Genomic DNA, 6,237 nt, shown 5'->3' with positions numbered 1-6,237 from the left:
TGTGCCGCTGGCTGATTCATGATGTCAGCACCAGGTTGAAAACGTGCGTAGCGGGAGTGAAGCGCTGGCGCAGGGGAACGTGGAATTGAATGAACGCACGCGCCAGTCCGTGGAAAATGTGCAGCAAACCGTCACGACCATGAGTCAGATGGCGGTATCGGTGCAGAACAATTCAGAAACTGCTGCAGCCGCCGATAAACTTTCCAGTTCTGCGAGCCAGGCCGCAGCGCACGGCGGGAAAGCGATGGAAACCGTGGTGACGACCATGGATGACATTGCCGACAGCACCCAGCGTATTGGCTCCATTACCAGTCTTATCAATGATATTGCGTTCCAGACAAATATTCTGGCGCTGAACGCGGCGGTGGAAGCCGCGCGTGCCGGAGAGCAGGGTAAAGGTTTTGCCGTGGTTGCCGGTGAAGTGCGAAACCTGGCACAACGCAGCGCGACGGCGGCCAACGATATCCGCAAACTGATTGATGCCAGCGCCAGCAAAGTGCAGTCCGGCACCATTCAGGTTCACGAAGCGGGGCGCACCATGAATGATATTGTCGAGCAGGTGCGCAATGTGACGCAGCTTTTGGGGCAGATCAGCCTTGCCACTTCTGAGCAAGCCGAAGGATTGTCTGATTTAACGCGAGCGGTCGCAGAACTGGACGCTATCACACAGAAAAATGCGGCGCTGGTCGAAGAAAGTGCGGAAGTGTCGGCGATGGTGAAGCACCGGGCGACGCGCCTCGAAGATGCGGTGACGGTTTTGCATTGATGTTAAATGGCACATTTTTCACCCCATGTCGGAGGATTATTAGCTAGTCTGGGACTAATTGAATTTTTACTCACGACCCTATCAATGGAGAGCGTTATGACGCAGTCGTCCCAAATTAACCGCCGCTTTGTCCTGGCGCAGCGCCCGCAAGGTATGCCAACCGATCAGGATCTTCGCCTGGAAGAAGCGCCTGTTCCACAACCTGCCGCAGGTCAGTTGCTGCTGCGCACACTCTATTTATCCCTCGACCCGTATATGCGCGGGCGTATGGATGATGCCGAGTCTTATTCCGCGCCGCTGGCCATTGGCGATGTCATTGGTGCAGGCACCGTCTGCCGTGTCGAAAAATCTGAACACGCGGACTATAAAGCGGGTGAGCTGGTGTTGGCCTACACCGGTTGGCAGGATTACGCGGTGTCTGATGGCAGCGACGTGCAGAAACTCGACCCGAATATGCAGCACCCGTCGTATGCGCTCGGTTTGCTCGGCATGCCTGGTTTTACCGGATACATGGGGCTGACCGATATCGGGCAACCGAAAGCCGGAGAAACCGTGGTTGTTGCGGCGGCCAGCGGTGCGGTCGGGTCAGTGGTGGGGCAAGTGGCGAAATTGCTCGGTGCAAAAGTCGTCGGGATTGCAGGTGGTGCTGAGAAGTGCCGTTACGTCACAGAAACGCTGAAGTTTGACGCCTGTATTGACCACAAAGCGCCAGATTTTGCCGAACAGCTGAAAAAAGCCTGTAACAAAGGCATTGATGTCTATTTTGAAAACGTCGGCGGGGCCGTGTTTGATGCCGTTCTGCCGCTGTTGAACACCAAAGCGCGGGTTCCGGTATGTGGCGTCATCAGCCAGTACAACGGCGCTAACAGCGCTTTTGAGCAGGATCGTTTGCCGCTGTTGATGGGCACCATTCTGAAAAAACGTTTGCGTGTTCAAGGCTTTATTATTTCTCAGGATTACAGCGACAGTTACCCGCAATTCTTTAAGCAGATGAGCCAATGGCTGGCGGAAGGTAAAATTCAGTTCCGTGAAGATATTGTCGACGGTCTGGAGAATAGCGTTGAAGCATTCCGCGGCTTGTTAAGCGGCAAGAACTTTGGCAAGGTGATTGTGAAAGTCGCCGAATAAGGTGAAAAGGGTGGATGAGGCTAATGCTTATCCACCCATTTTTTACTTTTATATGGCCCATCTATTACCGAATTCCGCACTAATAAATCCGATGTAAATATATTCTCTTTGGACAAATACCCGCCATCCAGCATTGAAATTAAACGGTTGATCACTTCGCTGATCATTTCGCTGACGGGATCTTTAACACTGGATAACGCCGGGGAGAGATAAGGTGCGGTAGGGATATTATCGAAGCCGATAATTGATATTTCACCGGGAACCGAAATTCCCAGATCGTTTAATTTCTTCATGGCACCGATCGCCATTTCATCATTACTGGCGACGATCGCGCTGATCTTATCTTGCCGTTGATACAGCGATTCTACCGCTGAGACTCCGCTGCCAGGCGTCCATTTCCCTTGCACAATTAAGTTGTCGTTAATGCCAATATCATATTGATTTAACGCTTCTTTATATCCGGCTAAACGCTCGATCGCGGTAGGGGAATCCATCGATCCGGTAATAAAAGCAATATCACGATGACCGCGCTCAATAAGATGTTTGGTGGCCAGATAGCTGGAACCTTTATGGTCACAACAAATACAGTGGCTTTGGTGTTTTCTTAATTTTCGATTCACTACCATGATGGGCTGTTTATATTGATCGATAATTTCATCCATTTCATCAATGGATAAAAAGCGAGGATAAATAATCACCGCATCACAACGTAAATCGAGCAAAAATTGAATGGCTTCGCGTTCTTCCTGCGCACTGTGTTTGCCGTCCACCAGAATAAGCTGGCGACCGTTGTCTTCTAATTTCTTGGCGGCCTGAGAAAGTATTTCACTGAAATAGCTGCCGTTATATAACGTGTTCGTCACGACCAGCCCGATACATTCCGATTTATTAGACGCCAGATTACGAGCCAGTAAATTTGGCCGGTATCCTGCTTCCTCAATGGCTTTATAAACCTGCTCTTTGGTGGCGTCGCTCACGTATCCCTTGCCGGATAAAACGCGTGAAACGGTGGCTTTTGAGACACCGGCTTTTTTTGCCACTTCTAGCATTGTCGACATGGGAGCTTCCTGGCTTTGATGATTGCGCCCATTTTACACATTCCGCAGCGACAAAATACTGCCCTATACCCGTCATACTTCAAGCCGCTTCTTTGTTGGCTGCGTGACCTCGCCCCCTCGAAGCAACTCGAATTATTTAGGGTATGAAAGCGGTGTTAGTGGCCTTAAAAGGCCGATTATGGCGATCGTAATCACAAAATTAACAATATGAAAAATTAGTGTTTGATCTGTTTGTTTTGCCTGGTCAATCTAATGTGGAACCGGTTACCTATTTCTCAGAACCCTACAGCCTGGCGTGATATTACCGGTAATGACATTTGCAACTGCATGAATTTAAATAAGAAAGAGTGGTAACTCATGGCTAAGAATTACGCGGCAGTCTCTCAGTCGATAGTGGACGCAATTGGTGGCGCAGGAAACGTTGGCGCAGTCACACACTGCATGACGCGTTTGCGGTTTGTTTTAAATGACGACAGCATCGTGGATACCGCGAAACTGAAAGCTATCAATGGCGTGCTGGGTGTTGTTCGCAGCGAAAACCAGTGCCAAGTGATCATCGGTAATACCGTTTCTCAGGCCTATGCTGAAGTGCTGAAACTGTTGCCAGAAGGTATGCAGCCAGCGGTTCCGGCAAATGGCAAAAATAAAATCACCCTGAAACGGATTGGTGCCGGGATTCTGGATGCGCTGATTGGCACCATGTCGCCGTTGATTCCGGCGATTATCGGCGGCTCGATGGTAAAACTGCTGGCCATGATTCTGGATATGACCGGCGTATTCGACAAAGGCTCGTCCACGCTGATTATTCTGAACGTGATTGGCGATGGCGCGTTCTTCTTCCTGCCAATCATGGTTGCGGCCTCTGCCGCGATAAAATTCAAAACCAATATGTCACTGGCGATTGCCATTGCTGGCGTGCTGGTTCACCCGAACTTTGTTGACCTGATGGCGAAAGCGGCCCAGGGCCAACATGTTGAATTTATGGGCATGACGGTCACGGCGGTAAAATACACCTACACCGTTATTCCTGCGTTGTGCATGACCTGGATTCTGTCGTACATCGAACGTTGGGTTGACCGTATCACGCCTGCGGTGACGAAAAACTTCCTCAAACCGATGCTGATTGTGCTGATCTCCGCCCCGATAGCCATCATGCTGATTGGCCCGCTGGGTATCTGGATTGGTACCGGTATTTCTTCCCTGGTTTATACCATTCACCACTATTTAGGTTGGTTGTCGGTGGCGATTATGGGTGCGCTGTGGCCACTGCTGGTGATGACGGGCATGCACCGTGTATTCACACCATCTATTATTCAAACCATTGCCGAAACGGGCAAAGAAGGGATGGTTATGCCTTCTGAAATTGGTGCCAACCTGTCACTTGGCGGTTCATCTTTGGCAGTGGCGTGGAAAACGAAAAACCCTGAACTGCGCCAGACTGCGCTGGCCGCTGCGGCTTCGGCGATTGTGGCGGGTATTTCCGAACCAGCACTTTACGGTGTGGCAGTGCGTCTGAAACGCCCATTAATTGCGGCATTAATCAGTGGCTTTGTTTGTGGTGCGGTGGCCGGAATCGGTGGGCTGGCGAGTCATTCGATGGCGTCACCGGGATTATTCACCAGCGTACAGTTTTTTGACCCGGCAAATCCGATGAGCATTGTATGGGTGTTTGGCGTGATGATCCTGGCTGTGGTGCTTTCTTTCTTCTTGACGTTGTTACTGGGCTTTGAAGATATCCCGGTTGAACAAGAGCAAAGTAACGAGAAAGAACAGGTACAGCCAAACGCCGTTGTTGCATCTGCAAGCGCTAACTAATTAAGAAGAGGAATCTCATGAACGAATCTCTATTTCCGAAGGATTTTTTATGGGGCGGTGCGATTGCGGCGAACCAAGCCGAGGGTGCTTATCTTGACGGCGGCAAAGGGCTGACCACCGTCGATACGATCCCGCATGGCAAAGACCGTTTATCGGTAAAACTGGGTATCGAGAAGCGCTTTAGTTTGCGCGATGACGAATATTACCCAAGCCACGTCGGCATTGATTTCTATCATCGCTACAAAGAAGACATCGCGCTGATGGCGGAAATGGGCTTTACCGTATTTCGCACCTCGATTGCCTGGAGCCGTATTTACCCTAATGGCGATGAATTAACGCCAAACGCGGAAGGCATCGCGTTTTACCGCGACATGTTTGCCGAGTGCAAAAAGTACGGTATCGAACCGCTGGTGACGTTGTGCCATTTTGATGTGCCGATGCATCTGGTGAAAGAGTACGGCTCCTGGCGTAACCGCAAAATGGTGGAGTTTTTCACCCGCTATGCGCGCACCTGTTTTGAAGCGTTCGACGGGCTGGTGAAATACTGGCTGACCTTCAACGAAATCAACATTCTGCTGCATAGCCCGTATTCTGGCGCAGGTCTGGTGTTCGAAGAAGGTGATAATAAAGAACAAGTTAAATACCAGGCAACGCACCACGAACTGCTGGCGAGTGCGCTGGCGACGAAAATTGCCCACGAAGTGAATCCGGAGAATCAGGTGGGTTGCATGCTGGCGGGCGGGAATTTCTACCCATACTCCTGCAAGCCTGAAGATGTCTGGGCAGCGCTGGAAAAAGACCGTGAGAACCTGTTCTTTATTGATGTTCAGGCGCGCGGCGCATACCCGTCTTACACCAAACGCGTGTTCCGCGAGAAAGGCATTACGCTAGAAATCGAGCCGGGCGATGATGAAATTCTCAAAAATACCGTCGATTTTGTTTCGTTCAGCTATTACGCCTCGCGTTGTGCGTCGGCTGATATGAACGATAGCAACAGTAATGCGGCAAATATCGTGAAATCCCTGAAAAACCCGCACATTCAGGCGAGCGAATGGGGTTGGGGAATCGACCCGCTGGGTCTGCGAATCACCATGAACATGATGTACGACCGCTACCAGAAACCGCTGTTCCTGGTGGAAAACGGCCTCGGTGCGAAAGATGTGGTTAACGAGCAGGGCGAAATCAACGATGACTATCGTATTAGCTACTTGCGCGAGCACATCAAAGCCATGGCCGACGCCATCGACGACGGCATTCCGGTTATGGGTTACACCTCGTGGGGCTGCATAGATTTAGTCGCGGCATCCACCGGTGAAATGAGCAAGCGCTATGGTTTCGTCTATGTAGATCGTGACGATCAGGGCAACGGTACTCTGGTCCGCACACGCAAAAAATCGTTTTACTGGTATAAGAAAGTGATTGCCAGCAATGGCGCTGATTTAAGCTAACTTGTGAGTTATGCGGCCTGGC

Annotated in this window: 4 protein-coding genes and 1 pseudogene; 4 read left to right on the top strand and 1 reads right to left on the bottom strand. The window is 50.7% G+C overall.

Annotated elements, in window-relative coordinates:
- Together GBAG_RS17575 and GBAG_RS17570 are read left to right on the top strand one after the other, a co-directional pair.
- Window positions 1-766: pseudogene (locus GBAG_RS17575) on the top strand (methyl-accepting chemotaxis protein); the annotation flags it as partial.
- A gap of 96 nt (window positions 767-862) precedes the next feature.
- Window positions 863-1,894 carry an NADP-dependent oxidoreductase gene (locus GBAG_RS17570; RefSeq protein WP_034498694.1) on the top strand — a complete coding sequence of 344 codons (1,032 nt, stop codon included), beginning with the start codon at window positions 863-865 and terminating at the stop codon, window positions 1,892-1,894.
- Window positions 1,895-1,914: 20 nt separating this feature from the next.
- Here the strand turns inward: GBAG_RS17570 and GBAG_RS17565 are convergent, their stop codons facing one another.
- On the bottom strand, window positions 1,915-2,952 hold the full coding sequence (locus GBAG_RS17565) for a LacI family DNA-binding transcriptional regulator (RefSeq protein WP_034498692.1): 1,038 nt from the start codon (window positions 2,950-2,952) through the stop codon (window positions 1,915-1,917).
- A gap of 357 nt (window positions 2,953-3,309) precedes the next feature.
- Between GBAG_RS17565 and ascF the strand changes: the two genes are divergently transcribed.
- Window positions 3,310-4,767, top strand: a complete 1,458-nt coding sequence (gene ascF / locus GBAG_RS17560) for a PTS cellobiose/arbutin/salicin transporter subunit IIBC (protein ID WP_034498690.1) — start codon at window positions 3,310-3,312, stop codon at window positions 4,765-4,767.
- Window positions 4,768-4,784: 17 nt separating this feature from the next.
- Window positions 4,785-6,215, top strand: a complete 1,431-nt coding sequence (locus GBAG_RS17555; protein ID WP_034498687.1) for a 6-phospho-beta-glucosidase — start codon at window positions 4,785-4,787, stop codon at window positions 6,213-6,215.
- Window positions 6,216-6,237: the final 22 nt, after the last annotated feature.

Source organism: Buttiauxella agrestis ATCC 33320 (assembly GCF_000735355.1).
Taxonomy (GTDB): Bacteria; Pseudomonadota; Gammaproteobacteria; order Enterobacterales; family Enterobacteriaceae; genus Buttiauxella; species Buttiauxella agrestis.
The sequence above is the reverse complement of the archived record's forward strand: the minus strand, read 5'-3'. Positions and strand labels throughout refer to the sequence as shown.

Excerpts from the sequence above, each read along its gene's own strand:
- GBAG_RS17555 (WP_034498687.1), top strand. The coding sequence starts at position 4,785 with ATGAACGAATCTCTATTTCCGAAGGATTTTTTATGGGGCGGTGCGATT.
- GBAG_RS17570 (WP_034498694.1), top strand. The coding sequence starts at position 863 with ATGACGCAGTCGTCCCAAATTAACCGCCGCTTTGTCCTGGCGCAGCGC.
- GBAG_RS17565 (WP_034498692.1), bottom strand. The coding sequence starts at position 2,952 with ATGTCGACAATGCTAGAAGTGGCAAAAAAAGCCGGTGTCTCAAAAGCC.
- ascF (WP_034498690.1), top strand. The coding sequence starts at position 3,310 with ATGGCTAAGAATTACGCGGCAGTCTCTCAGTCGATAGTGGACGCAATT.